Origin of the sequence: Polynucleobacter sp. AP-Capit-er-40B-B4, from assembly GCF_018882245.1 — a bacterium.
Taxonomy (GTDB): Bacteria; Pseudomonadota; Gammaproteobacteria; order Burkholderiales; family Burkholderiaceae; genus Polynucleobacter.
Map to the genome: position 1 here is coordinate 754,849 of NZ_JACVOV010000001.1, position 25,052 is coordinate 779,900.

Annotated in this window: 22 protein-coding genes; 1 reads left to right on the forward strand and 21 read right to left on the reverse strand. The window is 46.0% G+C overall.

All coding sequences use genetic code 11. The features are described 5' to 3' along the window. Nucleotides 1-4 precede the first annotated feature (4 nt). Together ICN19_RS03775 and secA are read right to left on the reverse strand one after the other, a co-directional pair. A complete protein-coding gene (locus ICN19_RS03775) occupies nucleotides 5-463 on the reverse strand; it encodes a (2Fe-2S)-binding protein (protein ID WP_216245833.1) in 459 nt (152 codons plus the stop codon). Between the two features lie 171 nt (nucleotides 464-634). Further along, the gene (gene secA, locus ICN19_RS03780) at nucleotides 635-3,400 is read right to left on the reverse strand and encodes a preprotein translocase subunit SecA (protein WP_216245834.1); all 2,766 of its coding nucleotides are present in this window, start codon (nucleotides 3,398-3,400) and stop codon (nucleotides 635-637) included. A 24-nt stretch (nucleotides 3,401-3,424) separates the two neighbouring features. Here secA and ICN19_RS03785 point away from each other — a divergent pair, with 24 nt between their 5' ends. Then, complete coding sequence (locus ICN19_RS03785) at nucleotides 3,425-3,952, forward strand: hypothetical protein (RefSeq protein ID WP_255536921.1); 528 nt, start codon at nucleotides 3,425-3,427, stop codon at nucleotides 3,950-3,952. Between the two features lie 24 nt (nucleotides 3,953-3,976). Here the strand turns inward: ICN19_RS03785 and lpxC are convergent, their stop codons facing one another. From lpxC to bioB, 19 genes are all read right to left on the reverse strand, one after another. Next, nucleotides 3,977-4,891 carry a UDP-3-O-acyl-N-acetylglucosamine deacetylase gene (gene lpxC / locus ICN19_RS03790; RefSeq protein ID WP_216245835.1) on the reverse strand — a complete coding sequence of 305 codons (915 nt, stop codon included), beginning with the start codon at nucleotides 4,889-4,891 and terminating at the stop codon, nucleotides 3,977-3,979. Nucleotides 4,892-4,935: 44 nt separating this feature from the next. Then, entirely contained in the window at nucleotides 4,936-5,436 is a 501-nt protein-coding gene (locus tag ICN19_RS03795; RefSeq protein WP_068320303.1) for a peroxiredoxin, read from the reverse strand. Nucleotides 5,437-5,548: 112 nt separating this feature from the next. Next, nucleotides 5,549-6,889: a cell division protein FtsZ gene (gene ftsZ / locus ICN19_RS03800; RefSeq protein ID WP_216245836.1), complete on the reverse strand. Its 1,341-nt coding sequence runs from the start codon at nucleotides 6,887-6,889 to the stop codon at nucleotides 5,549-5,551. A 49-nt stretch (nucleotides 6,890-6,938) separates the two neighbouring features. Next, nucleotides 6,939-8,168 carry a cell division protein FtsA gene (gene ftsA, locus ICN19_RS03805; RefSeq protein ID WP_216213451.1) on the reverse strand — a complete coding sequence of 410 codons (1,230 nt, stop codon included), beginning with the start codon at nucleotides 8,166-8,168 and terminating at the stop codon, nucleotides 6,939-6,941. Between the two features lie 9 nt (nucleotides 8,169-8,177). Then, nucleotides 8,178-9,035 (reverse strand): cell division protein FtsQ/DivIB, encoded by an 858-nt coding sequence (locus ICN19_RS03810; protein ID WP_216245837.1) that lies wholly within the window; start codon nucleotides 9,033-9,035, stop codon nucleotides 8,178-8,180. Further along, a complete protein-coding gene (locus ICN19_RS03815; RefSeq protein ID WP_216246033.1) occupies nucleotides 9,032-9,982 on the reverse strand; it encodes a D-alanine--D-alanine ligase in 951 nt (316 codons plus the stop codon). The genes ICN19_RS03810 and ICN19_RS03815 overlap by 4 nt, the downstream gene beginning before the upstream one ends. A gap of 55 nt (nucleotides 9,983-10,037) precedes the next feature. Continuing rightward, nucleotides 10,038-11,474 carry a UDP-N-acetylmuramate--L-alanine ligase gene (murC, locus tag ICN19_RS03820; RefSeq protein WP_216245838.1) on the reverse strand — a complete coding sequence of 479 codons (1,437 nt, stop codon included), beginning with the start codon at nucleotides 11,472-11,474 and terminating at the stop codon, nucleotides 10,038-10,040. Next, nucleotides 11,471-12,520 carry an undecaprenyldiphospho-muramoylpentapeptide beta-N-acetylglucosaminyltransferase gene (gene murG, locus ICN19_RS03825; RefSeq protein WP_216246034.1) on the reverse strand — a complete coding sequence of 350 codons (1,050 nt, stop codon included), beginning with the start codon at nucleotides 12,518-12,520 and terminating at the stop codon, nucleotides 11,471-11,473. The genes murC and murG overlap by 4 nt, the downstream gene beginning before the upstream one ends. Before the next feature lie 20 nt (nucleotides 12,521-12,540). After that, nucleotides 12,541-13,812 (reverse strand): putative lipid II flippase FtsW, encoded by a 1,272-nt coding sequence (ftsW, locus tag ICN19_RS03830; RefSeq protein ID WP_216245839.1) that lies wholly within the window; start codon nucleotides 13,810-13,812, stop codon nucleotides 12,541-12,543. Beyond that, nucleotides 13,809-15,392, reverse strand: coding sequence for a UDP-N-acetylmuramoyl-L-alanine--D-glutamate ligase (murD, locus tag ICN19_RS03835; RefSeq protein ID WP_216246035.1), 1,584 nt, complete (start codon nucleotides 15,390-15,392; stop codon nucleotides 13,809-13,811). The genes ftsW and murD overlap by 4 nt, the downstream gene beginning before the upstream one ends. A 52-nt stretch (nucleotides 15,393-15,444) precedes the next feature. Beyond that, nucleotides 15,445-16,614 (reverse strand): phospho-N-acetylmuramoyl-pentapeptide-transferase, encoded by a 1,170-nt coding sequence (gene mraY / locus ICN19_RS03840; RefSeq protein WP_216245840.1) that lies wholly within the window; start codon nucleotides 16,612-16,614, stop codon nucleotides 15,445-15,447. Continuing rightward, nucleotides 16,605-18,053, reverse strand: a complete 1,449-nt coding sequence (gene murF, locus ICN19_RS03845; RefSeq protein ID WP_216245841.1) for a UDP-N-acetylmuramoyl-tripeptide--D-alanyl-D-alanine ligase — start codon at nucleotides 18,051-18,053, stop codon at nucleotides 16,605-16,607. The genes mraY and murF overlap by 10 nt, the downstream gene beginning before the upstream one ends. Further along, nucleotides 18,053-19,603: a UDP-N-acetylmuramoyl-L-alanyl-D-glutamate--2,6-diaminopimelate ligase gene (locus ICN19_RS03850; protein ID WP_216245842.1), complete on the reverse strand. Its 1,551-nt coding sequence runs from the start codon at nucleotides 19,601-19,603 to the stop codon at nucleotides 18,053-18,055. Before ICN19_RS03850 ends, murF begins: the two co-directional genes overlap by 1 nt. Beyond that, entirely contained in the window at nucleotides 19,600-21,372 is a 1,773-nt protein-coding gene (locus tag ICN19_RS03855) for a penicillin-binding protein 2 (protein ID WP_216245843.1), read from the reverse strand. Before ICN19_RS03855 ends, ICN19_RS03850 begins: the two co-directional genes overlap by 4 nt. Continuing rightward, on the reverse strand, nucleotides 21,369-21,635 hold the full coding sequence (ftsL, locus tag ICN19_RS03860) for a cell division protein FtsL (protein WP_068320283.1): 267 nt from the start codon (nucleotides 21,633-21,635) through the stop codon (nucleotides 21,369-21,371). The genes ICN19_RS03855 and ftsL overlap by 4 nt, the downstream gene beginning before the upstream one ends. Then, complete coding sequence (rsmH, locus tag ICN19_RS03865; RefSeq protein ID WP_216245844.1) at nucleotides 21,632-22,582, reverse strand: 16S rRNA (cytosine(1402)-N(4))-methyltransferase RsmH; 951 nt, start codon at nucleotides 22,580-22,582, stop codon at nucleotides 21,632-21,634. Before rsmH ends, ftsL begins: the two co-directional genes overlap by 4 nt. Before the next feature lie 12 nt (nucleotides 22,583-22,594). Further along, the gene (gene mraZ / locus ICN19_RS03870; RefSeq protein ID WP_216246036.1) at nucleotides 22,595-23,023 is read right to left on the reverse strand and encodes a division/cell wall cluster transcriptional repressor MraZ; all 429 of its coding nucleotides are present in this window, start codon (nucleotides 23,021-23,023) and stop codon (nucleotides 22,595-22,597) included. 302 nt (nucleotides 23,024-23,325) lie between these two features. Beyond that, on the reverse strand, nucleotides 23,326-23,955 hold the full coding sequence (coq7, locus tag ICN19_RS03875) for a 2-polyprenyl-3-methyl-6-methoxy-1,4-benzoquinone monooxygenase (RefSeq protein WP_216245845.1): 630 nt from the start codon (nucleotides 23,953-23,955) through the stop codon (nucleotides 23,326-23,328). A 12-nt stretch (nucleotides 23,956-23,967) separates the two neighbouring features. Further along, nucleotides 23,968-25,017 carry a biotin synthase BioB gene (bioB, locus tag ICN19_RS03880; protein ID WP_216245846.1) on the reverse strand — a complete coding sequence of 350 codons (1,050 nt, stop codon included), beginning with the start codon at nucleotides 25,015-25,017 and terminating at the stop codon, nucleotides 23,968-23,970. Nucleotides 25,018-25,052: the final 35 nt, after the last annotated feature.

The following is a 25,052-nucleotide window of genomic DNA, read 5'->3' on the forward strand; positions in this document are numbered from 1 at the left end:
TCCTTTAAGCCAATTTATCTGCAGCGCGTTTCACCGCTTTTTCAATACGAGAATAAGTTCCGCAACGACATATATTGCCGCTCATCGCATTCTTAATATCATCGCTGCTAGGTTGTTTTTTCTTTGCTAATAAATCTGCGGCAGACATCATTTGCCCAGTCTGACAGTAACCACACTGAGGCACATCAAATTCAATCCAAGCATCTTGGAGGGCTTTTCCAACCTTGGCCGACAAACCTTCTAGCGTAGTCAATGTCTTACCTGCTGCAACAGAGATCGGGGTAGAGCAAGAACGGATAGCAGCGCCATCAAGATGCACAGTACATGCGCCACAAAGCCCCGCACCACAGCCATATTTTGGGCTTGTAACATCAAGATGGTCTCTCAAGACCCACAAAATTGGAGTTTCAGGATCACCATCGAAGCTGATAGCTTTGCCATTGAGAGTAAATGAAACGGCCATGATGCCCCCTTGCTTAAATTTGAAAAATGGAAATAAAGCTGATCATTCAGAACTCATTAATCATGACAGATCTATAGGACTCTAGGGGGCTCCAATCACTAGGGATTCCACCAAGAAAAAAGCTCAGATTGATCTGAGCTTTTTTAGTACTTCCAAATGAAGATTAATACTCTAAGCTAATGCGCCGCAGCAGTTCTTGTATTTTTTGCCGCTACCGCAGGTACAAGGATCATTACGCCCCACCTTTGGTCCGGTGCGAATAGGGGCAGGCTGAATGTCGACTGCAGCACCACCATCACCGGTTGATCCTGCAACTTCCTTTTCTGGATCAGCGTGCTGATACTGAACATCGGACAGCTTAGCCAAATCATCATTCATCGATTCAGAGGCTTGATCTAACTCGCTTGCGCTACGAATCTGAACTGTCATGATGCTTTTAACAACATCATTCTTGATCACGTTGAGCAATTCACCATACAACTCAAAAGCCTCACGACGATATTCTTGCTTAGGATCTTTTTGGGCGTATCCGCGCAAATGAATACCTTGACGCAAATGGTCTAAAGCAGCCAAGTGCTCACGCCAATGACTATCCAAGCTATATAACAGAACTGAACGCTCAAAACTAGCAAAAGATTCTCGTCCGGAGAGGTCTACTTTTGCATCGTAAGCTTCTTTAGCAGCCTGCAATACACGCTCAACAATTTCGGAATCATCTACGCTATCGGCAGCCTCAACCCAGCCCTTAAGATCAATCGTAAGCCCCCACTCGCTAGCCAGCACATTCTCTAGCCCGGTGAGATCCCACTGCTCTTCCATAGACTCCAGCGGTACATAAACTGAACAAACTGAACGCAATACATCTTCACGCAAATTCGCAATTAGCTCGCCAATATCACTGCTTTCAAGCACTTCGTTTCTGAGGCGATAGGTTTCTTTACGTTGATCATTGGCAACGTTGTCATATTCGAGCAACTGTTTACGAATATCAAAGTTACGGCCTTCAACTTTGCGCTGCGCTGACTCAATGGAACGAGTCACCATGCCAGCTTCAATCGGCTCGCCGTCTGGCATCTTCAGTCGATCCATTACAGCACGTAAACGATCGCCTGCAAAGATACGAAGCAGCGCATCATCTAATGAAAGATAGAAACGGGAGGAGCCTGGATCACCCTGACGACCTGAGCGGCCTCTTAACTGATTATCAATACGACGGCTCTCATGGCGCTCGGTACCGATAATGTGCAATCCACCTGACGCAAGAACCGCATCATGAATACTTTGCCACTCATCCTGCAATTGCTTAATCTTGGATCCTTTTTCAGCATCGGTAAGTGAACTATCTGCCTCGATCAAGGAAGATTGCTTTCCTACGTTGCCACCCAACACAATGTCTGTACCACGACCAGCCATATTGGTGGCAATCGTGATCATTTTTGGTCGCCCTGCTTGAGCAATAATTTCTGCTTCGCGAGCATGTTGCTTTGCGTTCAATACCTGGTGTGGCAACTTACGTTGATCTAGCAGTTGTGCGATCAACTCAGAGTTTTCAATTGAGGTAGTACCAACTAGTACTGGCTGACCACGCTCATAACAATCTTGAATATCCTTAATGACCGCATCATAGCGTTCACGAGAAGACTTATAGATTTGGTCTTGCTTATCTTTTCTTTGGCTGATACGGTTTGGAGGAATCACAACTGTTTCTAAGTTGTAAATTTCTTTAAATTCGTAAGCCTCAGTATCGGCGGTACCAGTCATACCAGCCAACTTACCGTACATGCGGAAATAATTTTGGAAAGTGATCGTAGCTAAAGTTTGATTCTCATTTTGAATCTGTACACCCTCTTTAGCTTCTACGGCTTGATGCAATCCATCAGACCAACGACGTCCCTGCATCAAGCGACCCGTGAATTCATCAACAATGATCACCTCACCATTTTGAACAACATAATGTTGATCACGGTGATACAAAGAATGTGCACGCAGGGCTGCGTATACGTGATGCATCAAAGTAATATTTTGTGGCGCATAGAGAGAATCGCCATCATTGAGCGCGCCCAACTGAACTAATACAGCCTCAGCTTTATCGTGCCCTTGCTCCGTCAGATAAACCTGCTGGGATTTCTCATCCACCCAGTAGTCGCCTGGCTTCTCAACGCCAGTACCATCGGCCTTCTCTTCGCCAATTTGACGCTCTAAATGCGATGGCAGAGCATTAATCTTGATGTAAAGATCGGTGTGATCTTCTGCCTGACCGGAGATGATTAACGGCGTGCGAGCCTCATCAATCAGAATAGAATCAACTTCGTCAACAATTGCATAAGCTAAACCACGCTGAACACGCTGGCCCAAATCCTGAACCATGTTGTCACGCAAGTAGTCAAAACCAAATTCGTTATTTGTGCCGTAGGTAATATCTGCAGCATAAGCTTCTTGCTTGGTAGTGTGATCCATCTGGGATAAATTCACACCCACCTTCATACCTAAGAAGTTATAAAGCTTGGCCATCCATTCGGCATCACGCTGCGCCAAATAATCATTGACTGTTACGACATGCACACCTTTACCGGTTAGTGCATTCAAATAGACTGGCAGAGTAGCAGTTAAGGTTTTTCCTTCACCAGTACCCATCTCCGCAATTTTGCCGTGATGCAAGGCTAAGCCGCCAAGCATCTGAGCATCAAAGTGGCGCATCTTCATGACACGGGCGCTAGCTTCGCGAACAACAGCAAATGCTTCTGCTGCAATATCATCCAATGACTCACCGGAAGCTAGGCGAGATTTGAATTCAGCAGTTTTTGCGGCCAGTGCAGAATCATCCAAAGATTGCAGGCTAGCCTCAAAAGCGCCAACCTTGGCAACGACTTTGCGATACTGTTTTAAGAGGCGGTCGTTACGACTGCCGACCAGGGTTTTAAGAAGACCGATTACCATGGGATATTGAAGAAAATTAAGTCCTTGAGTTTATCACCCGCAACCCCATTTTTTATGAACTTCACCCCTAAATCGTCCCGTAAGCACACAGCCCATGACTGGATGGATTACCTGCGAGAATCCGATGGGCTTGGGGGGATTTTGGCCAAAACAGAGGATCTGGCAAAACTGAAGGGGCGGATCCACTCAGCACTAACAACCCTAGATTTAGGCCACCTCAGCTCAAAAATTGAAGCTGGATGGCGCTCCGGGTCAAAAGATGAGCTTTTTTTACTAGTGAGCAGCGCTAGCATTGCCAGCCGCTTACAACAGGTTTTACCCAGTCTAATCAAAGAGTTAGCTAATTCTGGCTTAGTCTGTAGCGCAATAATGGTTCGGGTTAAACCAGCCCCGCCAGCCTGGGAAGTAAAAGCCAGACCAGCCGAACGGGAAAAGCCAAAAGGATTAAATGAAGTGGCTAAAAAGTCGTGGGAGTCTCTTTTAGAGAAATTAGGGCCAGATTCAGGCCTGCGCTCCTCTATCGAGAAACTACTCAAAAACAAGCCCAAGTAAGCTTAAAGACTGCTTCGAGCTCCCTTAGAAAAAGAGGGGTTGGCTTTCTTGGGAATAGGCTTCAGGGGCCTTATTTTCAGCAAAGGAGCTGATTTCGTAAGAGCTTGGATCTTCCAAAAGCTTACGCAAAAGTGCGTTATTAAGAGCATGACCTGACTTCTCAGCAACATAAGCGCCCACAATTGGATGACCAATGAGGTAGAGATCACCAATTGCATCTAAGATTTTGTGACGTACAAACTCATCTTCGTAACGAAGTTCTTCGTTATTCAGAATGCGGTGCTCATCTAAAACAATCGCGTTATCTAAACTGCCGCCACGCGCTAAACCCATTTCGCGCAATGCTTCCACTTCGTGAGCAAAACCAAAAGTGCGTGCGCGACCAATTTCACTGCGATAAGCGTGTTCAGCAAAATCCACTACAAAACGTTGTCCAGTTTTATCTACGGCTGGATGTTTAAAGTCAATCGTAAAGTCCAACTTAAATCCAAAGAATGGTTCTAATCGTGCAAGCTTGTCACCTTCACGAACTTCGACTGGTTTTTTAATAACGACAAATTGACGTGACGCCTCTTGCTCGGCAATACCCGCTGATTCAATTAAAAACAAAAATGAAGCAGCGCTGCCATCCATGATGGGAACTTCTTCACCATCAAGTTCAATGAATAAGTTATCTAAGCCTAGTCCGGCACAAGCGGACAGTAAATGCTCTACAGTTGAAACACGTACGCCATCTTTCTGAATAACAGAGGCCAGTCTTGTATCGCATACAGCTAAAGCAGTTGCAGGCACAACCGACTGTTCTGGTGTATCTATTCGTACGAACTGAACCCCTGAATTTACTGGCGCAGGCTTAATAGAAATTGTCACCTTGCGGCCAGAATGCAAGCCAATCCCCACGGTTTTTACCGGAGTGGCAATTGTGCGTTGCTTCATCATATGTGGCTATCTAAATTCAGGGGATTTTCGTTAGTAAATTCTAATTACAGCTTTTTCAAAATAGAAGCTGCGTCGCTTACTTCAAACTTGCCAGGCGCTTCGCGATCAAGTGACTTCACAACACCATCTTCAATAATCATGGCATAACGATCGGAGCGCACACCAAATCCGCGAGCAGTTAAATCCAATTCCAAACCAAGTTTTTTGGTGAACTCAGCACTGCCGTCACCTAACATGCGAATTTTTTTGCCAACCTTTTGATCACGCCCCCATGCACCCATTACGAATGGATCATTTACAGAAACGCACCAAATCTCATCAACACCCTTCGCTTTGATCGCATCAAAGTGCTCAACATATCCGGGCACATGCTTAGCCGAACAAGTTGGCGTAAAAGCGCCTGGCAGTGCGAAGAGTACGATCTTTTTACCAGCCGCTAATTTCTCAACTTCAAATGCATTTGGCCCTAAGGAGCAGCCTTCAGTCTCTTCATTCATAAATTCATAAAGAGTAGCGTTTGGTAATTTTTGTCCAACAGCAATCATGACATCTCCAATAAATAATTGTTAGTAAGTATGCCAACGCAAGCGCGGGATTCGTCGTCCGGAGGGGCGCCGCGCTGGCATTTCGCAATTACCTATTGTATTAAGCAGTCAATTAATCTGCTTGCTTACGCAAAAAGGCTGGGATTTCATAGTAATCAGCCCCTTTGTCCAACATGGATTTAGCCTGTGGAGAACTATCTGCACCTAATGTAGGCGCAGGAGTCGCTTCACGAGAGCTACGAAAAACGCGTGGTAAGTCATATTGACTGTAATCAACACCAGAGCTTGCTGGCTGAGCTGCCATTTCTGGAGCACTACCAACACCAGTCATTGCCAAGCCTGCGCTAGTTCCCAATGCGGAATCCATGCTTACCTTACTCATTGCAGCGGATGGGCTTGCAGGGGCAAAGCTATTGAGATCAGCCATTGTTGGCATTGCATCATGAGTACCAGTAGCTTGTCTCCAAACTACTTCAGGCTGGTTATTTTTACGAGCTTGAGGATTATTCAAGCCAGTAGCAACTACAGTCACACGTAAGGCATCACCTAAGCTCTCGTCATATACGGTACCGAAGATAACCGTTGCGTCATCTGCAGCGTAACCACGAATCGCAGCCATAACTTCACGAGTCTCAGACAACTTCAATGAACGGCTAGCAGTGATGTTGACCAATACGCCACGTGCACCTGATAGATCTACACCCTCTAACAATGGTGATGCAACCGCAGCTTCGGCAGCTAGGCGCGCACGATCCATACCAGAAACTGTTGCTGTTCCCATCATGGCTTTGCCCTGCTCACCCATTACTGTCTTAACGTCTTCAAAGTCAACGTTAATCAAACCTTGAACATTAATGATCTCTGCAATACCTGAAACTGCGTTATGCAACACGTCATCAGCACAAGCAAATGCTTTATCGAACTCAGCATCTTCGCCCATCACCTCAAAGAGTTTTTCGTTGAGTACAACAATGAGTGAATCTACATATGACTCGAGCTCCGCAGCGCCGTTCTCGGCAACCTTCAAACGCTTTACACCCTCGAAATCAAATGGCTTACTAATCACGCCAACAGTGAGGATGCCCATTTCTTTAGCCACTTGAGCAACGATTGGAGCTGCGCCAGTTCCAGTACCGCCACCCATACCGGCAGTGATAAATACCATGTGTGCGCCCTGCAAAGTATCTGCAATACGTGCACGCGCTTCTTCAGCAGATGCTGCACCGATTTCTGGTTTAGCCCCTGCACCCAATCCGCTAGAGCCCAGTTGCAAATTCACAGATGCCTCGGAACGCTGTAAAGCGCCAGCATCGGTGTTCATGCAAATGAACTCTACGCCGTTAACACCACGACGGATCATGTGCTGGACAGCATTACCACCAGCGCCACCGACTCCAACCACTTTAATAATGGTCTTGCCAGCTGTTTCTTGATCTAACATTTCAAATTCCATATACCCTCCTAGGTAAAAAACTTACTACATTGACGACGACGAAAAAAACTTAAAAATTTCCTGCGAACCATTCCTTCATGCGCGAGATAACTCCTTGCAACGCGCCTGATTGAGAAACACGACGGCCGCGCAATAACTGCGCTTGACCTTCCATCAGCAAACCAATGCTGGTGGCATATCTGGGACTACGCAACACTTCATGTAAATGGCCACGGTACTCAGGCGTGCCAATTCGGGCCGGCCTTAAAAAGACCTGTTCAGCCAACTCCACCATGCCAGGCATGAGCGCAGTTCCACCTGTTAAAACAATTCCTGAAGAAACCATGTCTTCGTAACCGGAGTCACGAACTACACCTCGCACGAGCGTAAACAACTCTTCAACACGTGGCTCAATCACTGCCGCTAAAGCTTGCTTAGACATCGGACGCGGTTCACGATCGCCCACACCAGGAACATCAATCATCGCAGTGGGATCTGCCATATCTTGACGAGCAATACCATGTGCGATCTTCAAATCTTCCGCATCGATTGTTGGTGTACGCAAGGCCATTGCAATGTCATTAGTAATTTGATCACCTGCAATTGGAATTACAGCTGTATGACGAATAGAACCTTGGCAGTAAATTGCAATATCAGTAGTTCCGCCACCGATATCCACCAACACCACACCCAACTCTTTCTCATCTTCAGTGAGCACCGCCAAACTTGAGGCCAAAGGTTGCAAAATCAAATCGTTTACCTCAAGACCACAGCGACGTACGCACTTCACAATATTCTGTGCTGCACTTACAGCGCCAGTAACAATGTGTACCTTCACCTCTAAACGAAGACCGCTCATACCAATCGGCTCGCGCACATCTTCCTGTCCATCAATAATGAATTCCTGAACAAGGATGTGCAAAATCTGCTGATCGGTTGGGATGTTGATAGCCTTGGCAGTCTCGAGCACGCGCTCCACATCACCAGCGCCAACTTCTTTGTCGCGTATTGCCACCATGCCGCTCGAGTTAAAACTCACAATATGATTACCAGCAATGCCCGTGAATACCTGAACAATCTGGCGATCGGCCATCACCTCAGCTTCTTCAAGCGCCTTTTGAATTGATTGAACTGTCGCTTCAATATTGACCACAACACCCTTCTTCAATCCTTTAGAGGCTGTTTGACCAACACCAACTACATTAAATTGACCATCGGGAGCTAATTCAGCAACCAAGGCAACAACCTTGGATGTACCAATATCTAACCCAACCAACACATCACGATTGTCTTTACTCATTGCCATTCCTCATTGCTTCAGCTCGCTTTTTTTGCCATCTACATCATTCTTTTTCAAACTTGCAGAGGCAAGATGAACCGCAAAACCATTTGCATATCGCAAATCAATTGCATCAATTCGATTAGCCCACTTCTCTTGTACTTGGGGCCAATATTTAAATAATCTCGCTACACGCTCTTCAGTTAAATTTTTATCGGAGCTTTCTTCATCGCGCCCAAACTCGACTCTCATGCCATTTGATAGTCTGACGTTCCATGCGTAGCGTTCCGTTAAAGCAAGACTCGTTACTTCTGCACCCCATGGCTTAAACCAATTGTTTGCTTTTTCATAAAGACTCATCACCTCTTTACCGGAATCTGCAGGGCCAGAGAAGTCGACTAGACGGATGTCGTCACCTACCTCAGACACACGCCCAGCAAATAGTTCCCCATGGGTGTTCATTAAAGTGTGACTTTCAGCACCACCCCATGTTCCAAAAGGTTTCTGCTCTTCAATACTGACGACCAATCCATTTGGCCAGACTCGACGCACATTGGCATGTCGAACCCAAGGCATACTTTCAAAGCCACGCTTTACATCTTCTAGGCGAACGCTAAAGAAATTACCCTGTACTGTTTCTAGAACCTGCTGTTTCACAATAGGCTTCTTGATGTGCTTTAGGGTTTGACCGGCGACGGGTTCAATTTGTATTTGCTTCAAGGCAAATACTGGACGCTGACTAAGCCAAACTAAAATACCAATTACTAGCATCACTATGAAGCAGCGCATCAAGAGACGACTCAGCTTCTCCATGCGATCTGAGTGGTTCCAAAGTGGAGCCATCAACATAGAGAAAATTTCACCGAAGCGGTCCATGAAGTTACTCATGCATGAGCGCCCTCTTTTTGCTGCAAAGTTTGACTTAATAACCAAAGCACTAAATCGGCATACTCAATCCCTGCAGCCTTAGCAGCCATTGGCACTAATGAATGAGAAGTCATGCCTGGAGAAGTATTCATTTCCAGCAAATATGGTTTGCCAGTTTTTTGATCTAGCATCACATCCGCACGACCCCAGGTGCGACAACCCAAGGCTTTATATGCCGCCAAGGCTAATTCTTGAACGGCAGCATTCACCTCTGGTGCAAGTCCTGTTGGACATAGATACTGAGTTTCATCAGAGAAATACTTATTATGAAAATCGTAATTAGCTTGCGGTGGAATAATTTTGATCACCGGCAACGCTTCGGCAGTTTTACCGTAGCCAACCAATGGGCAAGTTAATTCATCGCCTACGATGCAGGTCTCTGCAATCACTTTTTTATCTAAGCCAGCAGCAAGCTTGTAAGCGGCTGGCAGCTCATCCACTGATTTCACCTTGGTTAGACCCAAGGAAGATCCCTCATGCGCAGGCTTCACAATTAACGGCAAGCCCAAGTGCTGGACTACAGCATTCCAATCACTTGTTGCAGTCAACTCCTCATACTCAGGTGTTGCGAGTCCACTGCTAATCCAGACTTGCTTAGTGACGATCTTGTCGATTGCCAAAGCAGATGCTAAAACCCCGCTGCCGGTGTAAGGCAAGTCTAGTAATTCAAGTAGACCTTGAATCGTGCCATCCTCGCCAAAGCGACCATGCAGTGAAATAAAGATTCGATCAAACTTTTCTTGAGCCAGCTCAGTGGGGCAACGCAAACCAGTATCAAAGGCGTGCGCATCTACGCCTTTCGAACGCAAGGCTTCCAATACGCCATTACCTGACATAAGAGAAATTTCTCTCTCACCTGATTTGCCCCCAAGCAATATGCCGACGCGACCAAATGACTTAACGTCCATACCCGCCAAGCTAGCCTTGACGCGATCACCCCAGGAGCTCAAGTTAGCACCCACCTTAGACATGCTTTGCCTCCGCTAACGTATGCGGCAAAGCAGAAATTGATCCTGCACCCATCGTAATTAATACATCCCCATCTTTTAAAACTTGACTCAATTTTTCTGGCATCTCTGCAATATTTGTAGCGTAAGCAACTGCAGCTGAATTTAATAAAGCTTTTGAATTCTTCTCTTCTGCGATAGCGGCCTTCATCAAGCTCTTGCCATCTGCACCTGGAATTTTGGCCTCACCTGCTGGGTAGACATCAGTCAATACCAATGCATCAAAGTTTCTAAGAACTTGTACAAACTCACCAAAACAATCACGTGTTCTAGTAAAGCGATGCGGTTGGAATGCCAGCACTAAACGGCGATCTGGATAAGCGCCACGAGCAGCAGCCAAGGTTGCTGCCATCTCTACCGGATGATGACCATAATCATCAATCAAGGTAAAACTGCCGCCTGATGCTAGCGGAATATCTCCATAACGCTGGAAACGACGACCTACACCACTAAATTCAGAGAGCGCTTTTGTGATTGCTTCATCACCCACGCCCAACTCTGTTGCGATACCAATAGCAGCTAGAGCATTGCGTACGTTATGTAATCCTGGCAAATTAAGAGTGACATTCAGCGGGCCAGGCTTATTACCGTGTCTACGCACAGTGCGGCGATCAACCGTGAAATGCATGCGAGTACCGTCAGCGCGAACATTGCTCGCACGGATATCGGCATCTTCGGATAAGCCGTATCGCAATATTGGCTGAGATACAAATGGAATGATGTCGCGCACATTGGCATCATCAACACAAAGCACTGCCACACCATAAAACGGCATACGCTGAATAAACTGCACAAATGCTTGCTTTAAGCGAGCCATATCGTGCTGATAGGTATCCATGTGATCTGCATCGATATTGGTGACGACTTCCATTGCTGGGAATAATTGCAAGAAAGAAGCATCAGATTCATCAGCTTCTACAACAATAAAATCTCCACGCCCTAAACGCGCATTGGCGTTTGCAGAATTGAGCTTTCCGCCAATCACAAACGTAGGATCTAGACCACCCTCAGCCAATACTGATGCGACCAAACTAGTAGTCGTTGTTTTTCCATGGGTACCAGCAATCGCAATGCCCTGCTTTAGGCGCATTAACTCACCCAACATCACAGCACGCTGAATAACCGGGATCTTTGCTGCTCGCGCAGCTAAGACTTCAGGATTATTTCCAGCAACTGCTGTTGAAATCACTACTGCCTCAGCAGTGCCAATATTTTTAGGATCATGCCCAATATAAATCACAGCTCCTAATTCCTTCAGGCGCTTAGTAACAGCACCCTCAGCAAGATCTGATCCCGAAACCTGGTAGCCCAAGTTCAAAAGCACTTCAGCAATGCCGCTCATACCAGCGCCACCGATACCAATAAAGTGAATTTGCTGAACGATATGCTTCATTTACCTACCCCCGCACAATCTGCACACACTTCAGCCACTCGCTGAGTTGCATGTGGTTTTGCTAAAGCATGTGCTCTCAGCGCCATTTCTTTTAGTTCTTTGCGATTTAGGTTTTGAATCATCATCGCTAAATCTTGCGGATTCAGTAATGGCTGCGGCAATAAAACTGCCGCATCTGCATTTGACAGAAACTGCGCATTAGCAGTTTGATGATCGTCAATCGCAAACGGAAAAGGGATAAGGCATGAGGCAACTCCGCAAGCAGCTATTTCGGAAACTGTCATGGCACCGGAACGACAAATTACCAAATCCGCCTGCGAATATGCGGCTGGCATGTCATCTATAAAAGGGCGAATATCTGCAACAACACCTAAATCAGCGTATCGTTTTTGCAAATCTCCCAAGTGTTTATCACCAGCTTGATGAATCACCTTTGGACGTGACTCCACTGGAATCAATGCCAAAGCAGCTGGGATGTTTTCATTCAAGGCTGCAGCCCCCAAGCTACCACCCACCACAAGGATTGAGAGTGGTCCTTGACGCTGTTCATAACGCTCCGCTGGCGCGAGCATATGATCAAATTCTTCACGAATTGGATTACCAACCCACTCAGCATTTGCCATCGTATTAGGGAATCCAGTCAAAGTTCGCATGGCGATTTTGCTTAGTGCAATATTGGCGCTACCAGCTACAGAGTTTGCTTCATGCAAGACCAGTGGGCGCTTCAATAATTTAGTTACTAAGCCACCTGGGAAAGTGATGTAACCGCCCATACCTAAAACAACATTCGGCTTAACACGACGCATAATCTTCCAACTCTGAAAGCATGCACGCATCAGATTAATGGGCAACATGATCTTGGTCTTCAAGCCTTTGCCACGCAAGCCGCCAAAATCAACTGCCTCAAATGGAAAGTCACAAGACTTCACGAGGCGATACTCCATGCCCGCTTGATTTCCCAACCAAGAGACATTCCAGCCGCAAATCCGTAGATATTCAGCGACAGCCAGGCCTGGGAAAATATGCCCACCAGTACCACCAGCCATCACAAGAATTGAGGGTTTTGTCAAAGCTTCCCTCCACGCATCAGAATGCGATTTTCAAAATCAATGCGCAACAGCATTGCCATCGCAACAGCATTCATCAAAATACCGGAGCCACCATAACTTACCAATGGCAAAGTCAAGCCTTTGGTTGGTAACAATCCAAGGTTCACGCCCATATTAATAAAGGCCTGCCAACCAATCCAAATGGCCACACCCTTAGCAGCAAGTCCTGCGAAGCTACGGTCTAGTTGCAACGCGGTGCGCCCAATTAAGAATGCGCGGCGTACGATCCAATAGAACAAGAAGATCATGACGACTACACCAACAAATCCTAGTTCCTCACCAATCACCGCCATGATGAAATCGGTATGAGCTTCAGGCAAGTAATGTAATTTTTCTACGCTACCGCCAAGACCTGTACCAAACCACTCACCACGTCCAAAAGCCATGAGTGAATGGGTTAATTGATATCCCTTATTAGCAGCGTTATCTACTTGCCATGGATCCATAAACGCCAACATACGTCCACGACGAAATGGAGAAAGCGCAATCATGGTTGCACCACTCATCAAACCGACCAGAATTAAGCCACCAAATAACTTAGCGTTAATGCCGCCTAAAAAGAGGATGCCAAATGCAATCAAGGCAACCACTACAAAAGCGCCCATATCCGGCTCAGCCATTAATAAGCCGCCAACCAGCGCAACGGCAATCCCCATAGGTAGCATGCCCTTAACAAATGAATGGAGATACTCTTGGCGTTGAACGGTATAGCTAGCCGCAAAGATCACCGCGGCAAATTTCATTAACTCAGAAGGCTGGAAGTTCATTAAACCCAGAGGAATCCAACGCTTAGCGCCATTCACACCTTTGCCGACACCCGGAATCAGCACCGCAATAAGCAATAAAACGGTAAATCCAAAAATGACTGGTGAATAACGATCCCATACCTTTGTAGGAATCTTGAAAGCCCAAATTCCCACTCCAATAGCTATCACCAAAGAAATCATGTGGCGAATTAAGAAGAAGTTACTACTGTAGTTTGCGTACTTAGGTCCATCAGCCAAAGTAATGGAAGCTGAATACACCATCACTAAACCAATCAACATGAGGGACAAAATTGCCCAAACAAGTAACTGGTCATATTCCATCATGCGTGAACGAGTTTGCTCTACGCCAGATACAGCATCTCGCAAGCCAGTACGGAAGTTATCGATTCCACCTCTAGAAAAATTCCAAAAACGATTTAGCCCAAGGCGGTTTTCAGGAAAGAATTTCTCTTTTAAGTTCATGCCTGGACTCCTTCAAAGCGCATACCCAACTCTTCGACTTCTGCGGCAAATACCTGAGCACGTTCTTTATAGTCACGGAACTGATCCAAGCTAGCGCAAGCAGGCGATAACAACACCAAATCTCCAGATATAGCCTGTGCCGCAGCAGCTTGCACTGCAGACACTAAGTCACCACAATTAGTGACAGGTATTCCAGCGCCTAATGCTTCGCCAATAGCAACACCATCTTTGCCAATTACGAAGGCGCCCTTTATGAAGCGCAAAGCTGGTTCACGAAGTGGGCTGAAATCTTGCCCCTTACCATCACCACCAGCAATTAGCCAAATACGTTTACCTAATTCGTTATTACCCAAGCCATTTAATGCGGCAACAGTAGCACCCACATTAGTGCCTTTACTATCATCCACATACTCAACGTCTTTAACGATCGCAATGCTTTGTACTCGATGAGGCTCGCCATGGTAATCGCGCAAACCATGCAATAGCAAGTTCATTGGTAAATTGGCAGCGCGTGCTAAAGCAAGCGCAGCCAATGCGTTTAGGGCGTTGTGACGACCACGTATTCTTAATGCATCAGCTGGGATGAGGCGCTTCAATCGCAATAGCTCATCATCCTCAACAACCGTAGCCTTACGACGACGTTTTGGCTTAGGCTCCACATCCTCATCTACTTCAGCCCACACTAGCCAATCAATACCACCAGCACGCAAGTCATGCTCAATACCAAAAGCACCTTGCTCATCTGGACGATTAGAGCCAAAAGTAACTATAGACTTCTCTGCTTTTTGTTCTTCTGAAAGTAAGCCCATTACAAGAGAGTCATCACGATTTAGGATGCACACTGTATCGGCGCCAAATATTCTTGACTTAGCATCTGCATAAGCCTGCATATCACCATGCCAATCCAAATGGTCTTGGGTAATATTCAATACAGTTGCTGCAGTTGCATTTAAGGTATGGGTATAGACCAGTTGGAAACTGGATAACTCCAGCACCCAAACATCAGGCATATCTACAATCTGATCTGCCAAGTCTAAGCTACTCATTAATTTTTCCAAGGCAGCTGGGCTAATGTTTCCGGCGACAGCCACTTTCTTGCCGGCACGCTCACAGAGTTGACCTGTTAGTGCAGTGGTCGTTGTTTTGCCATTGGTGCCAGTGATCGCCAATACCGCAGTCTCATAGCTAGACTCTTGTGTCTGCGCCATGCGACTTAAAGCAGAAATCGCGCGAGCAAAAAATTCTATTTCGCTCCACACATCGATTTCAGCTTCTTCAGCTTTTACCAAGAAAGAATATGTTGGATCTTGCACCGGAGAAAGCCCTGGGCTGATACCAATCACATCAATCCCTTTGAGCAAGTCGTCGCTCAAAGGTCCAAAACAAGTGTCTTTTAATCCGGCAATGCGAAGTTCTTGCAACCAAGCATTCTGACGCTCATTAAATGATGATTGTTCACGAGTGTCAGCGAGGCGTACCTCTGCACCATTACGCAAGCACCACTTAGCCATGGCGACACCAGATTCACCCAAACCCAAAATGAGGAATCGGCTTGGTGCTTGATAGCCTTCATCACTCATGAAGGCTGAATTGGCGAAGGTATTTTCTAAAATCAACATGATTACTTTTGGATCACCGTAACTTCAAGCTAGATAAGCCAATTAAGACCAAAAGAATCGTGATGATCCAGAATCGAACAACTACTTGTGTTTCTTTCCAGCCACCCAATTCAAAATGATGATGCAATGGTGCCATTCGGAAAATACGACGACCCTCGCCAAAATGTTTTTTGGTTACCTTGAACCAAAAAACTTGCAACATGACTGAGACAGTTTCAGCAACAAAAATACCGCCCATCACAAATAAGACAATTTCTTGGCGAACAATGACAGCAATGGTGCCAAGTGCACCACCTAAAGCCAGCGCACCTACGTCACCCATAAAAACCTGGGCAGGATGGGTGTTGTACCAAAGGAAAGCTAATCCAGCACCGCCCATTGCGCCACAGAAAATCATCAACTCACCAGCGCCAGGAATATAGGGAAAGAGTAGATACTTTGCATAAATCGCATTACCCATTACATAAGCAAAAGCACCCAATGCAGCACCCACCAGAATGACTGGCATGATGACCAAACCATCAAGACCGTCCGTTAAATTCACTGCATTGCTGCTGCCAACTATTACAAGGTAACTCAAAATAATGAAACCCATAATTCCTAATGGGTAGCTAACCTCTTTCATAAAAGGTATGAGCAAATCCGTTTTGGCAGGAAGGTCTAAAGCGAACCCGCTTCTGAGCCACTCATAAAATAATTGCAATACCTTGAGGTTGTTTACTTCAGAAACAGAGAACGCGAGATAGATTGCGGCAAATAAACCAATTAAGGTTTGCCAAAAGAATTTTTCTCTCGACGCCATGCCTTTAGGGTCTTTGTAAACTACTTTACGGTAATCATCTACCCAACCTACTAAGCCAAAACCAAAGGTAACAATCATCACAATCCAAATAAAGCGATTGCTAAGATCTGCCCACAACATGCATGAAATAAAGATGCCAATCAAAATCAAGACGCCACCCATTGTTGGGGTTCCTGATTTCACTAAATGTGTTTGAGGTCCGTCTGTTCTGACTGCTTGACCCATCTTTAACGCAGTTAGTTTGCGAATAACCCAAGGTCCCGCAGCCAAACCGATTAACAATGCAGTCACTGTTGCCATCACTGCTCTAAAAGTGATGTAGTTAAATACTCGGAAAAATCCGAAGTCATCCTGCAACCATTGTGCCAACATTAAGAGCATGTTTTAGCCTCCTCTAACAAGGCCTGCACTACACGCTCCATGCGCATAAACCGTGAACCTTTAACCAAAATATTTAAATGCTGATTGCTGCCACTGGACTGGGTATGAAGCGCATCTCTTAATTGCGCAATCAGACTGTCTATATCCGCAAAATGTTTTGCCTGAGCTGAAGTTGCAACACCTTTATCAACCTCATTAAATCCTTGGAGTGCGAATTGGCATTGCTCACCCAAGGCAAAAAGTTTGGCAACTCCTTGTTCAGCAGCATATGCGCCAACTTCCCGATGAAACTCTGGACCTTGATTACCAACTTCACCCATATCACCCAAAATCAGCCAAGATAAATTACCCGATTGTTTTAAAGCATCAATAGCCGCTCTTACAGAATCAGGATTAGCGTTATAGCTATCATCAATAAGGGTTCGGTTTGAATCAATCACCTTAGCTTGCATACGTCCATTGACTGGCGAAAAGGATTCGAGACCCTGCTTAATTTTTTCAAGACTTACACCAGCAGCAATTCCTACCGCACTTGCTGCTAGAGCATTGCGAACATTATGGCTACCCAAGGTATTCAACTGAACCTCGATGCTGCCTTGTTCTGTTTCAATCTTTACCAACCCATTGCTTAGTAGACTTCCAGTCACTGCAGCCGATACCTTGGTCTGTGCAGATAACAGAACAAAATCAATGACTTTGCGACCAGCGGCGGCCTGGTGCCAAACATTTGAAAACTCAGAATCTGCTGGGAATACTGCAACGCCATCACTTGGTAAAGCGCGAAGGGCATCGGAGTGCTCTTCAGCCACAGCGGCTACTGTCGCCATAAACTCCTGATGCTCACGCTGGGCGTTATTAATTAACGCAATATTGGCTTGCGCAATTGCCGCCAACTGTGCCGTCTCACCTGGATGATTCATTCCAAGCTCAATAACAGCAAGGCGATCGGTGGAACGCAATTTCAAAAGTGTTAATGGCAAACCAATATCGTTATTCAAGTTACCTTTTGTCACCAAGGTATGTTGCTCACCAACTGCAGCCTTGAAAATGGAAGCAATCATTTCCTTAACAGTGGTCTTACCATTGCTACCGGTAACTAAAGCCAAAGGAATTGGATGATTGGTGCGCCATGCCTTAGCTAAATTTCCCAAACCAACGCGTGTATTCGAAACGCAAATTGCTGGCAAGTCGGCCGGGCATTTATCTTGACTACTAATTAGCGCAGCACCTGCGCCCGCCTTCGCAACATCGGATAAAAAATCATGTGCATCAAAGCGTTCACCAACCAACGCTACAAATAATTCATTACGCTCTATCTGACGACTATCAGTACCTACTCGAGAAATAGATAATTCCTGAGCAGCTTCTACGGAAGTATTAATTAGCCTGCTTCCAGGTAGCATGGCCTGCGCTTGCACAAGCGTTGTCATAATGGACATTAGATTCCACCTCCGGCAGCTAGGCGAATATGTTCCTGATCAGAAAAATCAAATTTCTTGCCATTGATTTCTTGTGTAGTTTCATGACCCTTGCCAGCGACCAAAACAATATCATGAGGATTTGCATGGCGAACGGCCGCCATAATGGCAGCTGCACGATCAGCAATCATCTGAACATTTGTTGCATCAGCCTTTAGACCTGCACGAATCATCTGCATGATGGCTTGCGGATCTTCAGAGCGTGGGTTGTCGCTAGTAATTAAAATTTGATCGGCGTAACGCCCTGCAACAGCACCCATCAGTGATCGCTTTCCAGCATCCCTGTCGCCACCGCAGCCAAAGACACACCAAATGTTTCCGCCACGCTGGTCCGCAATAGGCCGTAAAGCCTGCAAAGTTTTTTCTAAAGCATCTGGCGTATGAGCGTAATCAACAACTGCCAATAAACCCTCTATTTTTTGTGGCTTACTAAGCTGGATTAATTCCATGCGTCCAAGTACCGGATTTAATTGACTTACTTTTTGCGCGGCAAGCTCACAACTCATGCCTTGTGTAAGCAATACCGTCCACACTGCAAGCGCATTGCTTAAATTAAATTCACCCAATAATGGGATGTGCAATTGAGCACTTCCTGCTTTGTCATAAACAAAAGTGGAATCGTAACCCGCACCACTCAACACAGTCTCTTTGGCAAAAATATGCTGCAATCGGTCGCCAAATTTTTCAAATCCCTCAAACGCTAATGGCGACAACGCATATGCCCATACTTTTAAGTCCGCTTGAGCCAATAAATTCATAGCCAATTCACGACCAAAAGCATCATCCAAATTGATCACTGCATGCTGCAGCCCAGTTTGCTTAAATAACTTCGCTTTCGCCTCAGCGTACTCAGCCATACTGCCGTGGTAATCCAAATGATCTTGCGTGAGATTAGTGAAAACCGCACAATTTAACTCGGTGCCAGAGATTCGATCCTGATGCAATGCATGTGAAGAGACCTCCATGGCAACTTGTTTTGCCCCTGCACCGCGCAGCTCTGCTAACTGAGTTTGTAACTTTGGAGCATCTGGAGTTGTATAGCCAGTTTGAACCAAAGCGCCAGGGAATCCAGTGCCCAAAGTTCCCAAAACCGCAGTGCGATGATTGCTAGCATCTAAAGCCTGAGCAAGCCACTGCGTAATACTTGTTTTTCCATTGGTGCCAGTAACACCAATAATGCTCAATTCTTTACTGGGGTTCCCGTACCACTGAGAGCACAATTGGCCGACCTCTGCAGCAAGATTTTCAACTGCGAAGCATTGAGGGTGATCTATAAATTGATTGTCCATACCCGCAGGGTCAAACACTACAGCTGCCGCACCATTTTCTAAGGCGGCATGAATAAATTGACGTCCATCGCGCAATGCATTGCCGTGACCTACCGGATAAGCAAAAAAGATATCGCCAGACTGAATCTGGCGACTATCCGCACACACTTTTGCGGAGGAATTCGCTAGTGTATGTAAGTGGTCAATCAAGTGATTGGTGTCTATTTTCAAGTCCACCCTCATCGTTTCAAAACCACATGCTGAGCTTGAGCATTTACAGACTGAATCTCTTGTGGACTCTTATCCTGCAATACCATTTGCTTGACTTTGTTGTCCGGTAAAACATTTAGAGTATGTAGCGTTTCACTCACAATGGTCGAAAAAACCGGTGCTGCGACATCACCACCGTAGTGACTTCCGCCGGTAGGCTCATCAATCATGACTGCAACAACAATACGTGGCGCACTAATTGGAGCGAGACCAGCAAAGTAGGCGCGATATTTATTGCCGTACCCTTTGCCAACTAACTTATGTGCCGTTCCTGTCTTACCACCTACACGGAAACCTTCAGCCTGCGCCTTAATAGCGGTGCCTCCAGGCTCAGTAACCGACTCCATCATGGCGCGCATTTCAATTGCAGTTTTGGGAGAGAGAACTTTTGTACCCGGCTTAAATTCTGGACTACGCTCAATTGTCAGCGGAACCAATTCACCATCACGGGCAAAAACTGTGTAAGCACGAGCCACCTGAAATAACGAAGCTGAGATACCGTAACCAAATGCAATACGCGCCTGATCAGTAGGCATCCATTTTTTAAATGGGTGAACCGTTCCAGCAACGGCTCCAGGGAAGCCAATTTTTGGTACTTGGCCAAATCCAACTGCCGTATAAAAATCCCACATTTCTTCAGCGGAAAGATTGTTCATTGCAATTTTTGCAGTACCAATATTGCTAGACTTTTGAATAATTTGAGAGACTGTTAAATTTCCATAAGGATGCGTATCGGTAATTGGCTTTGGTCCAATTAAATATTTAGCGCCAATCACCATATTGGTATCAGGCTTAACCGCACCCTTTTCCAATGCAATTGCAATTGTTAATGGCTTCATTGTTGAGCCAGGCTCAAAGGTATCTGTTAGTACGCGATTACGTAATTGCTCACCAGTTAACACACGTCGATCATTTGGGTTGTAGCTCGGGTAATTTGCTAGAGCCAAAATCTCACCGGTTTGCGTATCCAGTACCACGGCGCCACCTGCTTTAGCGTGATGCTTTTCAACCGCATCTTTTACAGCGTTATAGGCTAAGAACTGAATCTTGCTATCAATAGATAGATTTAAATCTTTTCCGTTTTGTGGCAACTGCAGAATCGCAACATCCTCAACAACACGGCCTAAGCGGTCAACCACCACACGTCTTTGACCAGGATGGCCGGCAAGCTCCTTCTCACGAGAGAGCTCCATACCCTCCTGACCCTTGTCATTCACATTGGTAAAGCCAACCACATGGGCCATCGCCTCGCCCTCTGGATAGAAGCGACGATATTCATTATTTAAACCAATACCCGGAATTTCTAATTGCTTAATTTGCTGCGCAACTGCTGGATCAACTTGGCGTTTTAAGAAGATTTGCTTGCGCTCTTCTTTTAATTTTTTACGCAGTTCTGCTTCGCTAATTTGCAAAAGACTTGCTAGCTTTTGCACCTTATCAGCGGCCAAATCATCTGGCACTGTGTCGTTATAGGCAATAACTGATTTTGCCTCCAGACTAGTTGCAATAACTTGACCATTGCGATCCAAAATTTTTCCACGGCTTGCAGGCAACTCTAGCTCGCGCTGAGTGCCTCGCACACCTTTTGCCTCATAGAATGCATTGCCTGGGCCCTGAATCCAAAATGCGCGCAGTAATAGCATCATGAAAACAAAGAACAAGAGGAATAGCATTAAACGCGACCGCCACATTGGCAGACGCAGCACTAAATTTGGCGTAGTAGAAAAACCGACCGGCCTCATTTAGCCTCCCTCAGATACAAAGTACGCTCAGGAGAAATTGGCGACATGCGTAATTGATTGCGTGCAACATCACGAATACGTGCAGACTTCGAAAGATTACGTTGCTCATACTCAAGACGTAACCATTCTTGATTTAACTTACGCTCTTCAATCTGCGCACGTTCCTGCAGAATAAATAACTTACGCGCACGCTGCTGCGCCGCGACCAGAGATAGAGCGCATATCAATAGCAGAGCGAGTAAGGTCAATGTTGCACGATTCATGCAGCTGCCCCAATACGCTTTTCAGCCACACGCATAATTGCTGAGCGTGCGCGAGGATTTTCAGACACCTCTGCATCGCTAGGCTTGATGCGACCAATAATTTCAAGAGCGCTTTGTGGTAAATCTTTCTCGCGCACTGGCAAGCCACGAGGAATCTCTACTTTTGCATGCGCTTGCATAAACTGCTTCACGATGCGATCTTCAAGGGAGTGAAAACTGATCACTGCCAGTCTTGCGCCAGGCTTCAACAATTTCAATGCCGCTTTTAAACCGAGCTCCAAATCTTCCAGCTCGCGATTTATAAAAATACGCAAAGCTTGAAATGTTCTAGTTGCCGGATCTTGACCTGCTTCACGTGTGCGTACGACGCTGGCAACTAGACTTGCTAATTCTGTTGTAGTTTTTGGAGGCAAACCTTCTTCACGCTTTGCCACAATGGCTTTAGCGATCTGATATGCAAAGCGCTCTTCTCCGTAAATCTTAATCACGTGTGTGATTTCCTCCGGTGATGCTTGCTCCAACCACTCTGCTGCTGTTAAACCGTGATCGGTATTCATGCGCATATCGAGCGGGCCTTCTCGTCGAAAAGAAAATCCCCGATGCGCTTCGTCCACCTGTGGTGAGCTGATACCCAAGTCCAACAAAATTCCATCGACCGACTCTGCTTCCGCGTACTGATCCATCTGCGCAAAACTGTCGTGCACGATTTTCAAGCGCGGATCGTTGATTTGTTGTGCTACTGCGATCGCATCCAAATCCTTGTCGAAAGAAATCATGCGTGCCGATGGATTCAATTCTTTGAGAAGCGCTTGAGTATGACCACCGCGCCCAAAGGTTCCATCGATTACCAGAATCTGCTTTTCCGAATTTTGATTTTGAATCAGTGGGCCACCAACTAGCGCCGTCACCGCCTCGGCCAGTAATACTGGGCGATGAGATATGTTCATAGCACCCTGTCATCAAAAATTAAATTGCTTGAGTGCTTCAGGCATGCCTTGCGCAATCGCAGCCTGTTCTTTTGCGGCGTATGTTGCTGCATCCCACAATTCCAAGTGACTTCCCATGCCAAGCAAAATCACTTCTTTTTCTATTCCGGCCGCTGAACGTAATTCTGGGCTGACCAATACACGACCAGCGCTATCCAAATCCATTTCGGCTGCGTTACCCAAGAAGATACGACGCCACCAATGAGCATCCATCGGAAGTTGTGCAACTCTTGCTCTAAAGGTTTCCCACTCAGGTCTAGGGAAGAGAAGTAGGCAGCCATCAGGGTGTTTTGTGAGCGTGATTCGGCCCTCGCCCTGCACCAACAAGGCGTCACGATGCTTTGCCGGCACAGACATGCGGCCTTTTGCATCTAAATTGAGAGCTGACGCACCTTGAAACACCATTTACCCCACTTTTTCACACTTCCTCCCACTTTAGAGGATCGCACTAAGAGGGTCAAGTGTTTTTAGGAGTTTTTTTAGGAATTTCTCTAGTGTTTACAAACACTTAGCGTCGTGTGTTCAGAAAATGGTGTTAGTAAAATAGCTACTTGAAACAATGGCTTGGAAAATATACTTAAGAATAGATCTTAGCTATTGGGCTAGATAATCCCAAAATATACTGTATTTATAAACAGTAATCTTAAAAAAATATATCCAAATTAATCAGAAATTAATTTTTAGTAATTAATCGTATTTCAGTTTTAAATTTTGTAAGCAGTAGCGGTCATTACCTTAGACATTGCCTGCATTATTTTCTGAACAGGTTCTGGCAAATTTGCACCCCCTGCATTTTTTGCAGCTTGTCCATGTGCAATTTCATCAATGCGCATTTGATCAACAATTGCACGTGAACGCTGATCATCTTTTGGCAATTTTTCGAGGTGACTTTCTAAGTGATCCTCAACTTGTTTTTCTGTTTCAGCAACAAATCCTAAACTCCACTTATCGCCCGCTAAGCCTGCTGCCAAGCCGATCGCAAAGGATCCTGCATACCAAAGTGGATTGAGATAACTAGTATGTGATCCAAGCTCTTGTAAGCGAGTTTCACACCAAGCAAGGTGATCCATTTCTTCGCGACCAGAGTGATCCAACATCTCTTGAATATCTGAATTTCGAGCAACTAATTTTTGTGATTGATACAGCGCTTGCGCACAAACCTCACCAACATGATTTACACGCATGAGACCAGCAGCATGCTTTCGTTCGGCAGCGTCCAGTACTGAGTGATTTGCAAAATCTGACCCTGGCGTGGGTCTTTGAGCATTAGCGCCGCCCACTACCGACCTAAGGGCGGTGTCAAACTCGAGGATGAAGCGATCTATCGGGGACATTCGCGACAAAACTTAGATTAAAACCTCTGCTTTGCTGCTTTGCTTGGTCTTCAGACCCAACTCTGCCAAGAGTGCGCGGTCTTGTTCGGCCTCAGGATTTCCGGTAGTAAGTAGTTGCTCACCATAGAAAATCGAATTGGCGCCAGCCAAGAAACACATTGCCTGTACGGCTCTGCCAAGCTCCTGGCGGCCGGCTGACAGACGCACACGGGCTTTAGGCATTGTGATCCTAGCAACAGCAATGGTTCGCACAAACTCAAGCGGATCTAAGGGCTTTTGATCTGCCAATGGCGTACCGGCAACTGGCACCAAATGATTGATGGGCACTGATTCTGGGTATGGGCTCAAATTGGCTAAGCGTGCCAGAAAAGCTGCTCGCTGCTCCCTAGATTCACCCATGCCAACGATTCCGCCGCAGCAAACTGACATACCAGCAGCGCGAACATTGGAAATCGTATCCAAACGATCCTGGTAACCACGAGTAGAAATCACGGAGCGGTAAAAATCTTCGCTGGTATCTAAATTATGGTTATAAAAGTCCAGGCCAGCCTCTTGGAGAGCCTGAGCTTGATCGGCCTCCAACATACCCAAGGTGGCGCAGGTTTCAAGACCTAAGGCCTTTACGCCCTTGATCATGGCGGTCACTTTTTCAATATCGCGATCCTTGGGTTCACGCCAAGCAGCACCCATACAGAAACGGTTAGAACCAGCTGCTTTGGCTGCTTTAGCGGCCTCTAAAACCTCTTCCAAGCCCATTAACTTCTCGGCCTTAACATCGGTGTCATATCGTGCTGCTTGCGGGCAATAGCCGCAGTCCTCAGGACAACCACCTGTCTTGATTGACAACAAGGTGGCCAATTCCACATCACCCTCAGGGAAATAAGCCTTGTGAGTCTCTTGGGCCTTCAGCATCAATTCATTAAATGGAAGTGCAAATAAAGCCTCAATTTGAGCCACTGACCACTCTCCAGGCGCCGAAATCTCTGCATTTGCACCATGATGCAATTCAGCCTTCGATTTGAACTGGGTTAGAGGTTTTTCAACAGTTTGAGTGTCCTGCATGGGCAAATTCCAGAAATTAGGTAGATTCAAGCCAT